The following is an 18,175-nucleotide window of genomic DNA, read 5'->3' as shown; positions in this document are numbered from 1 at the left end:
ACTTTCGTTTAACACTCGATTAGTTATATTTTTGTTGCTTAAAAAATATAACAATGGTTATTGTATCGTACAATGTGAACGGCATAAGAGCGGCATTACGTAAAGATTTATTGCGATGGTTACAACAAGCAGATGCCGATGTGGTTTGTTTACAAGAAATAAAAGCAACTCCAGAACAGTTTGATGAAAAAGTATTTCATGAAATAGGTTATAAATACTGTTATTGGTATCCAGCAGAAAAAAAAGGATATAGCGGCGTGGCAATTCTTAGTAAAACAGAACCCGATGCGGTAATTTACGGTACAGGAATACCGTATATGGATAAAGAAGGAAGAAACCTTCGTGCCGATTTTGGTGATGTTTCGGTAATGAGCTTATACTTGCCATCGGGCACAAACAACGCTCGGTTAAGCTTTAAGTTTACCTACATGGACGATTTTTATACCTATATGCAAAATTTGCTTAAAGAGCGCAATAAAATGGTGGTTTGTGGCGATTATAATATATGTCATGAACCTATAGATATTCATGACCCTGTACGTTTAAAAAGAGTTTCAGGTTTCTTGCCAGAAGAACGCGAATGGCTAAGCAAGTTTATTGCTGGTGGTTTTATAGATTCGTTTAGGCATATACACCCAGAAAAAGAACAATATTCTTGGTGGAGTTACCGGGCTAATGCACGTGAGCGTAATAAAGGGTGGCGTTTAGATTATCACATGGTTTCTGAGGCATTAAAACCAGCTATATCGCGTGCGGTTATTTTGCAAGAAGCCTATCATAGTGATCATTGTCCTGTAATGTTAGAATTAAAAGCATAAAAATGAAAAAAATAAGTGTAAGTTTTCTTCTCGTAAGTTTTATAATTTCTTGTGTTCCAGCAAAGAAGTTTGCAGATTTAGAGGAGCAGTATAAGGCAATGTTGGAAAAAAATGAAGCGCTTTCGGCAGATTTACATACGGCTACTTCTTTTCAAGAAAGTTGTGGGGAGACGCTGCAAAACCTTCAAGCTTCTTTAAAAGTAAAAAAAGAGCAATTGGCGGCTGCAGAAGCAGCATTAGCGGCATTAACCAAGAATCATGAAAACTTGCAGGCTTCTTACAATGCATTGGAGAAAAATACCAGTGCTTCACTTCGAGAAAATTCTGAAAAAAATAGGGATTTATTAAAGGAATTAGAAGCGAAACAGGCTGCTTTAGTAATCGAAAAAAACCGTTTAGAAGAGTTGCAAAAAAACTTAAAAGCACGTTCTGAACGTATAGATGAATTAGAAGCACTTATTGCAAATAAGGATAAAAAAATGACGGCTTTAAAAACCAATATTGTTACTGCCCTTACCGATTTTGAGGGAAAAGGATTGAGTATAGAGCAACGAAATGGGAAAATATACGTGCTTATGGAAAACAAACTATTGTTTCGTTCCGGGAGTTGGTCTGTAGGAGCGCAAGGTAGGCAAGCCGTTTCTCAACTAGCAACAGTATTGGCAGAAAACCCAGATATCAATATTCTTATAGAAGGACATACCGATAATGTTCCGTATAAAGGAAATTCAATAATGACCGATAATTGGGATTTATCAACCAAAAGAGCAACATCAATTGTGCGTTTACTGCTTGCTAATGCCCAAATTAAACCCGAAAACCTTACCGCAGCAGGAAAAAGTAAATACAGCCCGGTAACTTCAAATACAAGTAGCGAAGGAAAAGCTAAAAACAGAAGGATAGAAGTAGTGCTTACTCCAAAGCTAGACAAGCTTTCTAAGTTATTAGGGGATATTTAAAAAATAGGGTTTATTTTGTTTTTTTGAACTAAAAATCAAAGAAATACTAACAATTTTGTAAAATAGTTGTGTAAGCCAGTAACATTAAATATTTTTGTATCGCTCAAAACGCATATTTTAATGAGGTTTTTGAAAAATAGATTTTCTTATATTATAGCACTTAGCTTAGTAAGTGTTTTTTTATCGTGTAAAGAAGATAATTCTGAAAAAGAATTAGCTGAAAACCTTGTGGAAGAAATCCCTGATCCTGTAAAAGAATATGGGTATATTCTCGACGATTTTAAGGTGGTGAGAGATACCATTAAATCTGGAGATAGTTTTGGGGCAATCATGGATACTCATGGGGTAAGCCGTACTCAGGTTTATAACATTATGCAAGCTGTACGCGATACCTTAGACCCTACAAGGCTTGTAGTAGGGAAACCTTATGCGATTTTAAAAACTAAAGATACTATTAGCAATGTACAAGCTTTTATCTACGAAAACGACCGTATAAACTATACCGTTGTAGATCTTGCCGATACCATTACCGCCTATCGCGCTAAAAAACCTGTAACCGTTAAACGTAAAGTAGCTTCGGGTGTAATTACATCCTCATTATCGGCCGCAATGGATAACGAGGGGCTAAGCATTTTACTCTCTGATATGTTGGCAGATATTTACCAGTGGAAAGTAGATTTCTTTAAAATTCAAAAAGGCGATCAATTTAAACTTATTTATAACGAAAAGTACATTAACGATACCATTTATGCAGGTGTACAAAATATAGAAGCAGCTGTACTTACACATTACGGACACCCATATTATGCGTTTAGCTTTGGAAGAGATAGTATTAGTGGATTTTCTAAATTTTATGATGATGAGGCAAACTCATTACAAAGTTTCTTTTTAAAAGCTCCATTAAAGTTTTCTAGAATTTCTTCACGATTTACAAGACGCAGGTTTCACCCTGTACAAAAACGTTGGAAAGCCCATAAAGGAACAGATTATGCCGCACCAACAGGAACTCCTATTTGGTCTACTGCCGATGGTGTTGTAGTAGCGTCTAGTTATACACGCGGAAACGGAAATTATGTAAAAGTAAGGCATAATCAGAAATATACAACCCAATACCTGCACATGTCTAAGCGTAACGCCAAAGTAGGACAGCATGTAAAACAGGGAGATATTATAGGCTATGTAGGAAGCACGGGCTTAGCAACAGGTCCTCATGTTTGTTATCGTTTTTGGGTAAACGGTGTGCAAGTAGATCCTTATAAACAAAATTTACCAAGCTCAGAACCGCTTAAAGAAACTTTAAAACCCGATTATTTTTTAGCCATAGAACCTTTGCGAAAAGAACTGGACAGTATTCCTTTTAAGATTATAAAAACAACCCCAAAACTATAGGTGTTACTTAACATCTACTTAATCTATTCAATACATATTTAATATTCTATTAAACCTAGTTTTGTATAAAAACTATTCTTTTGTACTTAAATTCAATAACCAAATTCAATAAATATTTACAATGAGAAAATTATTATCCTTATTGTTGTTTTTTGCAACTACTCTAGCGTTTTCGCAGGGTAAAATCACAGGTACTATTACAGATACCGAAATGAACTCTCCGTTACCAGGAGCTAATATTATTGTTGTAGGCGCTTCTAGCGGGACCACAACAGATTTTGATGGGAACTTTACCCTTAATGTAGATAAAGCTTCAGGGAAAGTAGTGATATCTTATGTTGGTTTTCAGAAAAAAACCATCTCTTTTAACGTTGCTAATGGGCAGACGCAAAATTTAGGAACAATTGCTTTAGAAGCAGATCAGAATGCTTTAGAAGAAATTGTAGTAGTAGGAAAAGGAGTGATTGATCTTGAAAGAGACCGTGCTACACCTGTTGCTGTTAGTACCGTAGGTAAAATTGAAATCCAGAATAAAGCCGTAGGAAACGTAGAATTTCCTGAAGTGCTAAAAAACACACCCTCTGTTTATGTTTCTAACCAAGCAGGTGGGTTTGGAGACTCTCAAATGTTTTTAAGAGGTTTTGATCAAACCAATACAGCATTCTTATTAAACGGGCAACCTATTAACGGGATGGAAGACGGTAAAATGTACTGGTCTAACTGGTCTGGAATTACCGATATTGCAAATGCAGTACAAGTACAGCGTGGTTTAGGCTCTTCTAAATTAGCCATCTCTTCTGTAGGAGGAACAATAAACTTAGTAACTAAAACTACAGATTTAACAGAAGGTGGTTTTGTACGTTTTATGACAGGAAATGATTCTTACAAAAAAGGAACTATCTCTTACAATTCTGGTATTAGTGATAAAGGTTGGGGATTCTCTGTTTTAATAGATTACTGGTCTGCACATAGAAAGTATGCAAGAGGTACTGCGGGAGAAGGTCAGAACTATTTCTTCTCTGTAGGTAAGAAAACAGAAAATCATAACTTTAACTTCTTAATTACAGGAGCTCCTCAATGGCACGACCAGAACTACTCTAAATCTATGAATTTATACGAGCGTTATGGTAAAAAATACAACAATAATTATGGTTTTAAAGATGGAGATCCATTATCTCTAAGAAGAAACTATTACCACAAGCCAGTAGCAAACTTTAACTGGGATTGGGAAATTAATGACCAAGCAAACTTATCTACCGTATTATATGCCTCTATGGGACGAGGAGGAGGAACAGGAGATTTAGGTAATGGTGTAAGATACATCAATTATGCTAATGCTCCAGCAAACCCAACTCAACGTGGAGCTTATGATGATGAAACAGGTTTAATAGATTGGGATTATATCCAAAACGAATACAACCCAACTGTAGCAAATGGTCTTAGTGATGGGTATAACGGAACCGTATTAAGAGCCTCTGTAAATAATCACTTATGGTATGGAGGAGTAACAAACTTTAGCTATGACCTTAATAACGGGCTGTCGTTTAATGTAGGAGGAGATGTGCGTTTCTATAAAGGAGACCACTTCCGTCAGTTAGTAGATTTATTAGGTTTAGACGGAAGAGTTTCTGAAAATGTTAATCGCCCAGATAATTACGTTGTTTCAAAAACATTTGATGCAAAGCCATGGGCAGCATTATTTGATTACGCAAAAGAAGGTGAGCGTGTAGCTTATGATAACTCGGAGTGGATTAACTACCAAGGTGGTTTTGGTCAAGTAGAATACGAAGGAGATAGATTCTCAGCCTTTGTTCAAGGTGCTTTCTCAAACCAATCTTATGAGAGAGAAGACCGTTGGGATGGTTTAAAATCAGATAAAGAAAACAGAACAGGATACAACTTAAAAGGAGGTGCAGCGTTTAAATTTGACGATAATAACACCATTTTTGCAAATGCAGGACGTTATAACAGACAGCCTTACTTAGATAATATTTTTGACGGAGGAGATATTACTAAACTTGCAGATCCTGAAATTGAAAACGAAGATATTACAGGTTTTGAAGGAGGTTATAGATACTCTTCAGATGATATTAAAGTAAGCCTGAATTTATATTATACAAAGTGGGATAACAGATTTAAATACGTAACAGGAGAATACGGAAAATTAAATTTAGACGAGGCAGGATTTAGAATGACAGATGTAGCTCAGTTACATAAAGGTATCGAATTAGATTTCCAAGCTAAGCCAGCTGAAGATTGGAAGTTAAGAGGTTATACTTCTATTGGAGACTGGAAGTATGATGGAGTAACCCCAATCGAAGTTAGAAATAACGATGATTTTACTATTGTTGATAAAGCAGAAGTTGATTTATCTGACGTAAAAGTAGGGATGGCACCACAGTTCTCTATGGGATTCGGAACTACTTACGATGTTATTCCTAGTAAATTATCTGTAGATTTAGATTGGAATTATTACGGACGCTTATATGGAGAAGATTTTGAAGATGCCATGGTAAAATCGTTAAATAACGAAACTTACAAAGCAGAAAAATTGAACTCTTATATGTTGTTTGATGTTGGAGCTTCTTATAACATGAACGTAGGAAAAAACAAAATTGTTTTTAGAGGTAATGTATATAATCTTTTTGATAATGAATACATCAACCAAAGAGATGATTACGGATACTATTACGGAAATGGGTTAACCTGGAACTTCTCTGCAAAATATTTATTCTAAACAAATATTATACATTTGTAGTAAAAACCGCCCTAAGTTTTCTTAGGGCGGTTTTTTAATGCGTTACTTTTACCTATATTTACCAGAAAAATTTTATTTTATGAAAGACATACACTCGTATTGGGCATTTTTGGTAATCTTTACAGTGGCTTTAGGGGCTGTAAATGCTATTGCAGGAGTGCTAACTAAGAAAGATTTTGGCAACAAAGACTTTAAAGTAAACCTATTTGGACTTATTGCAACACATACACAATTTATGTTTGGGGCAATTCTATTTTTTATGAGCGATAAAGTTTTATGGTTTCGCGATAATGTAGATGTAGGCTTAATTATGAAAACCTCCTCATTAAGGTTATATAATGTAGAACACCCTTTTTTAATGATTGTGGCTGCAATTTTAGTAACAATAGGTTACTCTAAACATAAGAAGAAATTAATTTCTGCACCTAAATTTAAAACCATAGCTATATTTTATTCATTAGCATTAATTGCAATGTTATTGATGATTCCTTGGAAAGCTTGGTTGTTTTAATATTTTGGTACAATTTAGATACAAAAAAACCTTCGATGATTATCGAAGGTTTTTTTGTATATGTTACAATTTCCTGTTGCCTTACTTAATTTCTTTTATAAGGTACACATAAACAGGAAAGTGATCGCTGTAACCACCAGAAAAACCTCCGTTAGAAAAGCTTCTATATGGGTAACCTTTATATTTTCCACTAGGCGTAGTTAAATAACGAGGGTTATAGATTCCTGCTTTATAAAAGCGATAACTGCTATAATCTTTTTTAAGTAAAGCTTCAGAAACAATCATTTGGTCAAATAAATCCCAACTGTCACGATAAGCAATGGTTCCTACACCTTTTTTCTGTAGGTTTTCCATAGGGTTATAAAGTTCTTTTAGTTTTACTTCGTCTCTATCGGCTTTTGTTTTTAAAACCTCTTTTAAACTTTTGTTATATGGGCCGTCGTTTAAATCGCCCATGGTGATTATTTTAGCATAAGGGTCTAAAGCAAAAAGCGAGTCGATAATTTTTTTATTAAGTGCCGCCGCTTGCTCTCTTTTATAGCTACTTCTGGCTTCACCTCCGCTTCTAGAAGGCCAGTGGTTTACAATAAAATGAATTTTTTCTCCATCCAAGAGTCCGCTTACAAGCAGTTGATCTCTTGTATAAACTCTTTTTTCTGGGTTTTCATTATCGTAAATTAAAAGCTCATGACTACTGGTTTGTGTAGGTTTAAATAACTTTTTCTTGTAGATTAAAGCCACATCAATTCCTCGCATGTCTGGAGAATCAAAATGTACAATTCCATAATCGTCTTTGCGCAACGTAGGCTCATTTAGTAAATCTTCAAGTACTCTTCTATTCTCCACTTCTGCTAGTCCAACAATTGCAGGGGAGTGTTTGGTAACCTCTTTTCCTATTTCGGCAATTACTTTAGCGGTGTTTTTTAGCTTTTTTTGGTAAACCTCTTCGCGTAAGCTCTCGCTCATTTCCATAATAGGGCTGGCCTCGTCATACTTTTTAGGATCATTTACAGGGTCAAAAAGATTTTCTACATTATAAAACGCAACGGTATTTACTTTATAGGTTTTCTTTTCTTGAGCATAACTTGCTGTTAGTCCGCTTAAAAAAGCTGAACATATTAATAGCTTAAGAGTAATTTTTTTCATATCTTGATATTATTTAATTGTAAAATCTTTACAAAGGTAGGGGGCAAAAGTAGCTATTGCAATTAAATAATGTACATTTGCAGCCCGAAAATAATAGTTTCTTAACTTTAAACAATTATTAATGAACATTTTAACCATGAAAAAGCTAGTTTGTGTACTTGGGGTAATGTTCTTTGGTGTAGTAGGTTACGCTCAGAAAACCAACATTACCGGAGAAGTTATTGACGCGAGTACATATAATGCGATTAAAGGTGTTAGGGTAGGAATAGAAAATACCCTTATTGAAGTTTTTACCAACAATCAAGGTAAATTTAACTTCTTAAACCAAGAGCTTCCTTTAGGGGAGCAGGTACTAACCCTAGAAAAAGAAGGATACGTAGCAAAACGTTACCCGATTATTGTTAATCAGGGAAAAACATTAACACTAGAAGTGTTAGAAATTAATGTAGATATCAATCAGGAAAGCATAGAAATCGGTACAATAAGCCTTTCTGATAACGAGTTGAGTAGTGAAGAAAGCACTGCCGATAACCTATCGGGACTTTTACAAGCCTCAAACGATGTATTCTTAAATGCAGCCTCGTACGATTTTAGTGCAACCTTTTTTAAACCAAGAGGATTTGATTCTGCCAACGGTAAAGTACTTATCAATGGTATAGAAATGAATAAAATGTTTAACGGTCGTCCACAGTGGAGTAACTGGGGAGGTTTAAACGATGCACAACGTAACCGTGTGTTTACCATGGGTACACAGGCTAACGATTATAATTTTGGAGACCTAGCAGGTACAACAAACATTATTATGCGAGCTTCCCAATACCGTAAAGGAGGTAGAGTGTCTTACGCCGCGTCTAACCGTAGTTACACTGGACGTGTAATGGGGTCTTACAACTCTGGCATGCTAAAAGGAGGATGGGCATTTAGCGTTCTTGCTTCAAGAAGATTTGGAGAAGAAGGTTTCCGTGATGCCTCTTCTTACGATGCTAACTCTTTTTTCCTTTCGGTAGAAAAACAATTAAACGAGAAGCATAGTTTAAACTTCTCTGCTTTGTATACTCCAAACCGAAGAGGGAAAACATCGGCAAATACACAAGAAGTTTACGATTTAAAAGATACTAAATACAACGAATATTGGGGGTATCAAGATGGGGAGAAAAGAAACTCTCGTATGAAAGAAATCGAGGAACCAATATTTATGCTAAACCATTATTGGAATATTTCTGAAAACACAGAGTTAAACACCAACGTAGCATATCAGTTTGGGAAAATGGGGAACTCTCGTTTAGGCTATGACAATGTAGCAAACCCAAGTCCTGCATATTACCGAAAATTACCAAGTTTTGAATTAGCGCAAGACCCTGTTAATTATGAGGAAGCATACCGAAAAACAGTAGGATTCCAACAAGATGGACAAATAGACTGGAATAGAATGTATGGGGTAAACCAAGCATTAAAAGCACAAGGAGAAACGTCTCACTACTATTTATACGAAGATAGAGTAGATGATAACCAACTTACCGCAAACACTATTTTAACTACACGTGTTAACGATTACCTTACCGTAAATGGATCTCTGCATTACCGCAAGCTAAATTCTGAGAATTTTGCAAACATGATCGATTTATTAGGGGGAACTGGCTATTTAGACATCGATTCCTTTAACACAGGAGATGCCTCACAAAACGATTTAAACAATCCGAACCGTATTATAGGTACAGACGATACGTTTAAATATCATTATGAAATAGATGCAGAAGAATATAGAGGTTTTGCTCAAGCACAATTTCACTTTAATAAATTAGACTTCTATATAGGAGGAAAAATAGGAAAAACAACTTACCAACGTAATGGGCTGTATCGCTCAGGGTCTTTCCCTAATAACTCTTATGGGAAAGGAGAAAAACTAGACTTTACAACCTATGGTACAAAGCTAGGACTTACTTACCGTTTAACAGGACGTCACCAATTTAACATGAACGCTGCTTATATTGCAGATGCACCTGGTATCCGTTCGTCATTCTCTAACTCACGCCAAAATAATGCTGTAGTAAAAAATGCGACTACGGTGAAAAAAACAGCCATCGATGCTAGTTATATTTTCCGTACACCAACAATTAGTGCACGATTAACAGGATATTATACAAATTTCCAAGATGAAACCGATGTATCCTTCTTTTATGCCGACGGAATTTCATTAGCAACTGAAGCATCAAATAGTGCCTTTATTCAAGAAATATTAACAGGCATAGATAAGCAACATATAGGAGCAGAGTTTGGTATCGAAGCCCAAGTAACTCCAACCATCAAGTTAAAAGGAGCTGCTTCTTACGGAGAATATACTTATAATAACAATCCAAACCTATACATTACATCAGATGATTTTAGTCAAGAACTTGACTACGGGAAAGCCTACCTAAAAAATTATCGTGTAGCCGGAGGGCCGCAACAAGCATACCAAGCAGGTTTTGAATACCGCGACCCTAACTTCTGGTTTGTAGGAGCAACGGTAAATTATTTTGCAGATGCTTATGTGGATATTTCGCCACTAATGCGCACCAAAAACTTTAACACCGTATCTTTAAACGGAACAGATGTATTAAACCCAGAGTATGACGAAGCGGTAGCAAAAGAACTTCTACGTCAAGAAAATTTTGGAGATTATACATTGGTAAACCTTATTGGAGGTAAATCTTGGAGAGTGAACGATTATTATATCGGTTTCTTTGCAACAATCAACAATATTTTCGATACAAAATATAAAACAGGAGGATACGAGCAAGGGCGTAACTCAGACTACACTTCTTTGTTAGAAGACAACCAAAATGAAAAACGTGTTTTTGGACCTAAATACTGGTACGGATACGGAACAACTTATTACCTAAATTTATACGTAAGATTTTAATATAGAAAACCTTAGAATATGAAAACCATAAAAAACCTTAAACTTTTTGCTATTCTTGCCTTGTTTGGGGCTGTACTAACAGCTTGTGTGCAAGATGACGATTATAATACACCAGAAGCAGGTATCGAAGAGCCTAATGTAACGGTGAATTATACATTAGGAGAACTTAAACAGCTTCTTGTTGCAAGCGAAGGAGCACCTGTAAAAGTAGGAGAAGGCGTATCTGAGCCAATGTACTTAGAGGCCTATATCGTTTCTAACGATAAAGAAGGAAATATCTATAAACAAGTATATGTTCAAGATAAACCAGAAAATCCAACACATGCCATTATGATTTCTACAGAAGCAACAGGAATGTTTGCTATTTACGGAAAAGGTAGAAAAGTATATATTCGTATAGATGGATTAACTGTGGCTATGAACAAAGGGATGCCTATTATAGGAGGAACACCAGATTCAAATTATGGTGCAACACGTATTAGCGAAAATAAATTCTATGAGCACGTATTGCCTTCTACAACTATTGCAGAAATAGTTCCTTTAGCACTAACTTTATCTGAAGCTAAAAACGATACTTACTTAGGGATGTATGCAGAAATTGCTAACGCACAATTTGCAAACCCAAATCAAAATTATACCACTAATAGTGAGAATACCAGTGTTTCTGTTGAAGATTGTGAAGGTGCTAATGTAGAGTTAAGAAATAGCTCGTTTGCAGATTTTGCAGATAACCCATTACCAAACGGAAACGGAACTATAAAAGCAATTATCGCAAAATACGGAGATAACTACCAGTTTTTTATCAACACCGATAAAGATGTAGACTTTGCAGGCGCACGTTGTGGAGCAGGTGAAGTAGGTGTTTTTGACGCTCCTTTTAGTGAAGATTTTGAGGGCCTTACAGATTATGATAATGTAAGCCTTGACGGATGGTCTAATATATTGGTTGATGGAGACCGTGTATGGCAAGCTAGAGAACATAGTGATAACATGTATGCACAACTTAGTGCTTTTAATGCTTCGGGTGCTGTAAATGCATGGTTAGTAACTCCAGGTATTAACATAGCTACCGTAAATAACCCTGTTTTATCTTTTGAAACTGCCGATGGGCACAACAATGGGGATGCACTTACCGTAAAAATTAGTACAAATTTTGATGGAGATATCAATACAGCTACTTGGATAGATATTAACCCAACATTGGCTACAGGAACGACTCAAGGTTATGGTGATTTTGTTTTTTCTGGAGAGATAGATTTATCGGCTTATGTGGGAGAAAATGTATTTGTTGCATTTATCTATGAAGGTGATGCGAATGGAGTAACTTCAACATTCCAAGTTGATAATGTATATATTGGAGAAGCAGGAGAACAAGGAAATGGAGGAGATAACGGCGGAGGAGAAAATCCTGGAGGAGATGTAACTATTGTTCCAGCACCACTTACAGAAGATTTTGAGAGTTTTGCAGATTACGATAATGTTAGCCTTACAGGATGGACAAATGTAAAAACTACAGGAGACCGTGTGTGGCAAGCTAGAGCGTATGATGGAAATATGTATGCACAACTTAATGCTCATAATGCAGGAGGAGATGTAGAAGGTTGGCTAGTAACCCCAGGAGTAGATTTAACAGGAATTACGGCGCCTTATTTACAGTTTGACTCTAAAGATGCATATAATAACGGAGATGTGCTTACGGTTAAAGTATCTACAGATTTTTCTGGCGATGTAACTACTGCAACTTGGACAGACCTTGACCCTATAATCGCAACAGGATCTACAGGTGGTCATGCTCCTAATTTTACAGATTCAGGACAAGTAGATTTATCAGCTTATGCGGGACAGAATGTATTTGTTGCTTTTGTTTACGTAGGTAGCGCAAATGGTGTAACTACTACGATGCAAATTGATAATATTTTTATCGGAGAGTAAACACTCCTTTATAAATAGTTTTAAAAAGCCAGTAGATTTTAAAATCTACTGGCTTTTTAATTTAATAGCACAGGGAGTAAATTATTTATTTCACCTTCTTAACGTGAGGTTTTTTATAAGTTGTTTTTCTATTTTATCGCCATCGGGGGTAGTTAGGGTATATTCTAATTTAAACCAATAGTCGTTAGCGGGCATTTGCTTTCCGTTGTATGTGCCATCCCAGCCTCCATAAGCACCAAATCCTGTTAATAGCTTTCCAAACCGATCAAAAATAGAAACATGTTTAATGTTAAGCTCTTTATATTTAAGCTGAATATCGGCTAAACTCCAAGTATCGTTAATCCCATCATTATTAGGGGTGAAAAACTTAGGATAACTTATTATTTGCACGTTAAAATATTCTGCACAACTGCTTTCATCAGGGTAAAAGGTGTAATATTTTATATGTCCGTTAAACGATTCTTCCCAATAGCCTTTAATGCCGTTTTTAGAGATTAGCGGTAACTCGGAAGGCTCTTCATTAAAAAAGTATAAGGTCGGAATATCAAATTCAGGCACTTTAATATCCTCTACGGTAATTTCTATTTGGGAGGTATAACTATTGCCACATGCATTGGGGAGCGATGAAAAAGTATAAGTAGTGCTTCCTGTAGTAGCGGTGTTTATAAAACTAGGACTCCATGTTCCTGCTATGCCATTCATCGATTTTTGAGGTAACGGAGGAGCATATTCATTTATGCAATAAATGGTTGGAATGTCGAAATAAGGTTTTTCTTCAGTCTCTATTGTTAGGGTAACTTTTGCTCTTTCAGAAATACACCCCTCTGGGCTTATGGCTTCTACCCAATAAGTGGTTTCTTGTGTAATAATAGGCGATTCAAAAGGGTTGCCAGTATAAATAGGAGTAGCACTATTTTCATGATCATACCAGTTTACGGTACTTGTAGTTTCTGTTTCTGCTTGAAGAGTAGCCGTGTTTCCCGAGCAAATATTAATAGGCGATGCGATAGAAATTGTAGGAATAAAATAAACAATTAAATCTAATTCTCTAACCACAAAACACCCTTGTTGGTCTTCTACACGAACCCATATCGTAGTGGTTTGGTTGGAGGTATAAGTAGTTGGTTGAGGGTTGTTGTTATTGTTAGCTTCTTCTTGGGTTAAATGAAAAGAGATTTGGTGATTTCCGTTGGATGGGTTGATATCGGCTAGGCTTTCCGTTAAATTAAAGGCATGTTCTTCGCCTTCATACAAACATATTTCTTGCTCTGCATTTGACACCTCTGGTGGTCCGGTAATGGTAATATCAAAGGTTCTGATGAACTCCTCCCCATCTACCATTAGGGTTAATGTGATGCTATGTACACCAGCAGTATTGTAGGCGTATTGCGGATAGAACTCCGTAGAAGTACTACCATCTCCAAATTCCCATAAAACACTTTGTATTTCACCGCCTTGGTGACAGAAATCAAAACTTAACAGTTCTCCCGTGCAATACAACTGATCTTCTTGAATGGATAACCCATTTACATTAATCGCAATGCGGAAATAATGGTTCAGGAAAGTAGGAAGGCCAACACCTGTTGAGGTATTCCCAAAATTAAGATACTCTGGAGTAAAAATAGGCGTCTCTCCTGTAGTGGTATTGTAAGCAGTGTTGGGGTTTTCTATTCTACCTAAATAATACCCATTAGCTTGATTTGTATGTGTATTTATATATATTTTTCCATCTAAGCCTAGTTGTAAAGCTCCGCCATAGCAGATATTTTCTAGGCCAAAAATATATTTGCTGGTGTTTATATTTGGTGAGTTTGTATTGAATTGCCATATTTCGCAGATTTTGTCTACTGTCTGATCATAAGGGAGTTTTCGTACCGTGGCGTATAATAAGTTGCTGTTTGGTGAGAATTCAATGCCATAAAAGTGGTGTTTGTAGTCTTGCGATGTGTTTGGAGAGTATAAGAGTTGCTCGTTGTGAATATTACCTGTAGCTTTATTAAAGCTGTATAAAGATAGTGATTTATCTGTACCAGAAGGCACACTAAAACTCATTCCCATGGCTAGTTTAGTTCCATCAGGAGAGGCTTTTAAATAGCCAATATTTTCAACCCCACCATAGATAGAAGAAGGCGATATGACAGGAGTTGTGCTAACCCCTGTGCTGGTTACTTCAAAGGCGTAAAAATCGCCTTGAAAATGGGTAACTATCCAATAGCCTGTTTTGGTGGCATTGCTTATTGCTGCAAGTTTTTCGTAACCCTGAATAATCCCGTTTAAAGGCAAAGAGATATTTTTCTGAACCACTTCTCCTAAGCCTCCATTAAGAGACATGTCTACAATATTATATTCTATTCCTCTTTGTGGTCTCCAAGACGGAACCTTACTGGCATCTAAATCTATGGTAAATATGTAGTACCTATGGCAATCGTCAGGAACAGGTAATATTACAGCAGAAGAAGTGCTGGACCTATCCCCACGTAGTCCTGTACCATTAAGCATAATGTTATGGGTGCTATCATAAACTCTTCTCCCGTCGGTATAAAATAGGAGGTTTCCCTGTTCATCAGAAATGCTAGAAGACCCCTCTATGGTAGCTATTTGCCCATTGGTATCTATTACAGGCGTTCCGCTAGAAAAATCTAAGCCTGCATGATCTCCAAAATACCAATGTGCGGTTTGCATTTGCCCATTGTTTTGTGCATGAATATAAACCCCGAATATAAAAGATATTATGAGTAGAAAATTTTGCTTCATATAGTTTGTTTTCAGATAGCTTAGATTTGTTAGGCGGAAATATTATTATTGAGGACTAAATCTATTTAAGCGAGCATAAGTTTGTACCCGCTTAAATTAATGGTGTTACTGCGCTATTACTTCACAATAATAAACTCCGATCTTCTGTTTTGCGCATTTTCTTTATCAGTACAATTTTCCCCACAATCTATTTTAGGTTCTTTTTCGCCCATTCCTTTTCCATCTATTCTATTTTTATCGATTCCTTTTTCAATGATGTAAGCAACGGTAGCCTTAGCTCTTTTCTGTGATAGCTTAAGGTTGTAGTTTGCATTTCCTTTAGTATCGGTATGTGCCTTTACAAGGATGCTCATGTTGGGATACTTATTCATTACACTTACTAATTTATCTAGCTCTAAAGCGCCTTGTGGAGTTATATTACTTTTGTTGAATTCAAAAAATATAGGTTTTAGTATGACTTGATTTTCTGTAATGATAACCTCGTTTTTTGGTGTAGGTTCAAGTAAAACAAGGGTTTGTTTTTCTGCTGTAAGCGAAACAAGTTGCTCTTGGTAGTTTGTTAATTGCACCTTTATTTTTGGAATTGCTTTGCACGAAGTTGTAAAGCTTATTGTCCCGTCATTCTTGGTATATAAACTTTGTGTGTTTTTCCCATTTTTATCAAGTAAACTAATTTTTGCCTTGGAAAGCGGTTGCTTTGTAGTGGCGTTTTTTACAATGATGTTGTTTTCTGTTTTACAAATAGGAGAAGCAAGGTAGATTTTATCATTTCCCTCCCTGTTGGAAGAAAATAGCGCTAAATTTTGTGCGTGGTTTAAAGCAAACGAAAAATCATCACTTTTACTATTAATAGGCGCTCCTAGGTTTTTAGCTTTTTCGTTTGTTGTTAAATCAGCTTTAAATATATCGTAACCACCAAGCCCTAAGTGTCCGTTTGAAGCAAAGTATAAAACATTGTCTTTGTTTATAAAAGGAAAATTTTCTTTGCCAAGGCTATTAATATGGGCTCCTAAATTTATGGGTTTTCCGTAAGTTCCATCACTATGAATGGTTACTTTCCATATATCGGTATCGCCCATTCCTCCAGGCATATCAGAAGCAAAATATAATGTTTTTCCGTCCTGACTTAACGAAGGGTTGGCTACCGAGTATTTAGAACTATTGAAAGGAAGCGGTGTGATGTTGGTCCATTTACCTTCTTTTTTCTCAGCCCTGTATATTCCGAGTTTTCCTATTTTAGTATTTGTTTTTTTACTTTTTAAGGTATTTCCTTGTAGATGTCCGTCTCTAGTAAAAAATATAATATTTTCTTCTTTGTTTATGGTAAGAGGGCCGTCATGGTATTTGGAGTTTAACTCTGGTATAGGTTTAGGCTCGGTAAAAGCATTGTTGGCAAAAGAGGTTTGATAAATGTTTAAATACGGCTCTCCTGTCCAGTTGTCGGTTTTATTCCCTTTATAAGTAGAAACAAAGTAAATGTTGTTTAATATCCCAAAACTAGCCCCATAGCTGCTGCTGTGCTCTAAATTTAGGGATTCTTTTTTTAGTTCAAAGCTTTGTTCAGTGGTCTTAAGTTCCGCTACATAATTTTTATTCTGCATATAAGCTAAAGCCCTTTGGTCTACCGGGTTTAGCTTTACAAACTTGTCCATCAACTTATGCGCTTGCGTATATTCTCCTTGAGTTTTTAGTGCTTGTGCATGCCTATAGTAAGATTGTTCATCTTTATCTTTTTCATTGATTTTATCATAATATACCGCTGCATTTTTCATATCTGCAACAAGGTAATAGCTGTCTGCTAATTGCTTATAGATGTAAGCGGTAGCTTTTTTGTTGGATAGCAATTGCTTATAAGCCTCTATTGCCTCAGTATATTGATAGCTGTAAAATAAGTTGTCTGCTTTAGTTGTGTTTTTATTCTGGGCATAACTATGGCTATAAAAAGCTATAAGTATTGCCAGTGTGATATATATTTTTTTCATGATTTTTAGTATTAGGGATTGATTTTCTTAGAATTGATTTAGAAGAACCTAGGAGAGATGGATACTTTTTTCGCAAAGTTTACATCAAACAAGAGTAAGAATTCATGAGAAGCAGACGTAGCAACATCAAGATCAGATACAATATGGTCGTAAGCATAGCCTATGCGTAAAGAAGGAGTTACGGCAAAGTTTATCAGTCCACCCACGGCATCATCTAATCGGTAGGTTCCTCCTATTTCTAGTTTATCATAGAATAAAAAATTGGCAGAAACATCTAACGATGTAGGAGCCTCAAAAGCAGATTTCAATAAAAATGAAGGTTTAAATTTTGTGTTTTCTGTAAGATTAAAAACATAACCCGCAGTAATAAAGTAATGTTGAGTTTCTGACCCAAATTCAAGCTCCTGTCCATTTTGCGTAATATCAAGATGTTTGCTTTTTAATAAGTTAGGGACTGAAAGCGCAACATAATATTTATTGGTATAATAGAAAGCACCTGTACCTATATTTATGTAAGTATTGCTTATGTTTTCGCTAAAAGCAGGGTCGTTAGGTTGCGGAAGATAGCTACTGCCAATATCACTATACAAACCTACTTTATGAAAAGTAGCTCCTGCTTTTATTCCAAAAGCAAGTTTATGTTCTCCACCAAGATTTAAAGTGTAGGAAAAGTCTGCATAAACATTGGTTTCGTCAACAGGACCAATTTGATCGGTAATCGCCGATAATCCCAAACCAACCTTATCGGTTACGGGGCTATGTATAGCAAAAGTACCTGTTTTAGGAGCTCCGTTTATACTTGTCCATTGCGTTCTGTATAACAGTCCAACAGCAAGGTTTTCTTTAGACCCTGCGTAAGCCGGGTTTACCACATTCATGTTATACATGTATTGTGTATAGTGAGGGTCTTGTTGTGCATTTAATCCTGTCGAGATGATAAAGCCTAAGGTTAAAAGGAAATATATATTTTTCATGATGTCTATTTTTAGAATCAGCATGCCTAGCATAGTTCTCTCTAGAAAGA

The 18,175-nt window shown here is 36.1% G+C and carries 11 protein-coding genes; 7 read left to right on the top strand and 4 right to left on the bottom strand.

What is annotated here, in order from left to right:
* Positions 1 to 53: 53 nt before the first annotated feature.
* The 5 genes from GGR32_RS02645 (at position 54) to GGR32_RS02625 (ending at position 6,435) form a co-directional block, all read left to right on the top strand.
* Positions 54 to 818 (top strand): exodeoxyribonuclease III, encoded by a 765-nt coding sequence (locus tag GGR32_RS02645; RefSeq protein WP_183476091.1) that lies wholly within the window; start codon positions 54 to 56, stop codon positions 816 to 818.
* 2 nt (positions 819 to 820) lie between these two features.
* Positions 821 to 1,777: an OmpA family protein gene (locus GGR32_RS02640; RefSeq protein WP_183476088.1), complete on the top strand. Its 957-nt coding sequence runs from the start codon at positions 821 to 823 to the stop codon at positions 1,775 to 1,777.
* A gap of 120 nt (positions 1,778 to 1,897) precedes the next feature.
* Positions 1,898 to 3,166, top strand: a complete 1,269-nt coding sequence (locus tag GGR32_RS02635; protein WP_183476085.1) for a M23 family metallopeptidase — start codon at positions 1,898 to 1,900, stop codon at positions 3,164 to 3,166.
* Between the two features lie 121 nt (positions 3,167 to 3,287).
* On the top strand, positions 3,288 to 5,903 hold the full coding sequence (locus GGR32_RS02630) for a TonB-dependent receptor (protein WP_183476083.1): 2,616 nt from the start codon (positions 3,288 to 3,290) through the stop codon (positions 5,901 to 5,903).
* A gap of 100 nt (positions 5,904 to 6,003) precedes the next feature.
* Positions 6,004 to 6,435, top strand: a complete 432-nt coding sequence (locus GGR32_RS02625) for a hypothetical protein (protein ID WP_183476080.1) — start codon at positions 6,004 to 6,006, stop codon at positions 6,433 to 6,435.
* Positions 6,436 to 6,516: 81 nt separating this feature from the next.
* On the opposite strand, the gene GGR32_RS02620 is transcribed toward GGR32_RS02625, so the two are convergent.
* On the bottom strand, positions 6,517 to 7,581 hold the full coding sequence (locus GGR32_RS02620) for an endonuclease/exonuclease/phosphatase family protein (RefSeq protein WP_183476077.1): 1,065 nt from the start codon (positions 7,579 to 7,581) through the stop codon (positions 6,517 to 6,519).
* A gap of 136 nt (positions 7,582 to 7,717) precedes the next feature.
* On the opposite strand from GGR32_RS02620, the gene GGR32_RS02615 reads away from it, so the two are divergent.
* Positions 7,718 to 10,483 carry a carboxypeptidase-like regulatory domain-containing protein gene (locus GGR32_RS02615; RefSeq protein WP_183476074.1) on the top strand — a complete coding sequence of 922 codons (2,766 nt, stop codon included), beginning with the start codon at positions 7,718 to 7,720 and terminating at the stop codon, positions 10,481 to 10,483.
* 18 nt (positions 10,484 to 10,501) lie between these two features.
* Positions 10,502 to 12,415 (top strand): DUF5689 domain-containing protein, encoded by a 1,914-nt coding sequence (locus tag GGR32_RS02610; protein ID WP_183476071.1) that lies wholly within the window; start codon positions 10,502 to 10,504, stop codon positions 12,413 to 12,415.
* 90 nt (positions 12,416 to 12,505) lie between these two features.
* Here the strand turns inward: GGR32_RS02610 and GGR32_RS02605 are convergent, their stop codons facing one another.
* The 3 genes from GGR32_RS02605 to GGR32_RS02595 all read right to left on the bottom strand — a co-directional run bounded on the left by GGR32_RS02605 (position 12,506) and on the right by GGR32_RS02595 (position 18,125).
* The gene (locus tag GGR32_RS02605; RefSeq protein ID WP_183476069.1) at positions 12,506 to 15,169 is read right to left on the bottom strand and encodes a T9SS type B sorting domain-containing protein; all 2,664 of its coding nucleotides are present in this window, start codon (positions 15,167 to 15,169) and stop codon (positions 12,506 to 12,508) included.
* 116 nt (positions 15,170 to 15,285) lie between these two features.
* The gene (locus GGR32_RS02600; RefSeq protein WP_183476067.1) at positions 15,286 to 17,151 is read right to left on the bottom strand and encodes an OmpA family protein; all 1,866 of its coding nucleotides are present in this window, start codon (positions 17,149 to 17,151) and stop codon (positions 15,286 to 15,288) included.
* 38 nt (positions 17,152 to 17,189) lie between these two features.
* Positions 17,190 to 18,125: a PorP/SprF family type IX secretion system membrane protein gene (locus GGR32_RS02595; RefSeq protein WP_183476065.1), complete on the bottom strand. Its 936-nt coding sequence runs from the start codon at positions 18,123 to 18,125 to the stop codon at positions 17,190 to 17,192.
* Between the last annotated feature and the right edge of the window lie 50 nt (positions 18,126 to 18,175).

This window comes from Mesonia hippocampi, assembly GCF_014197445.1.
Taxonomy (GTDB): Bacteria; Bacteroidota; Bacteroidia; order Flavobacteriales; family Flavobacteriaceae; genus Mesonia; species Mesonia hippocampi.
The sequence above is the reverse complement of the archived record's forward strand: the minus strand, read 5'-3'. Positions and strand labels throughout refer to the sequence as shown.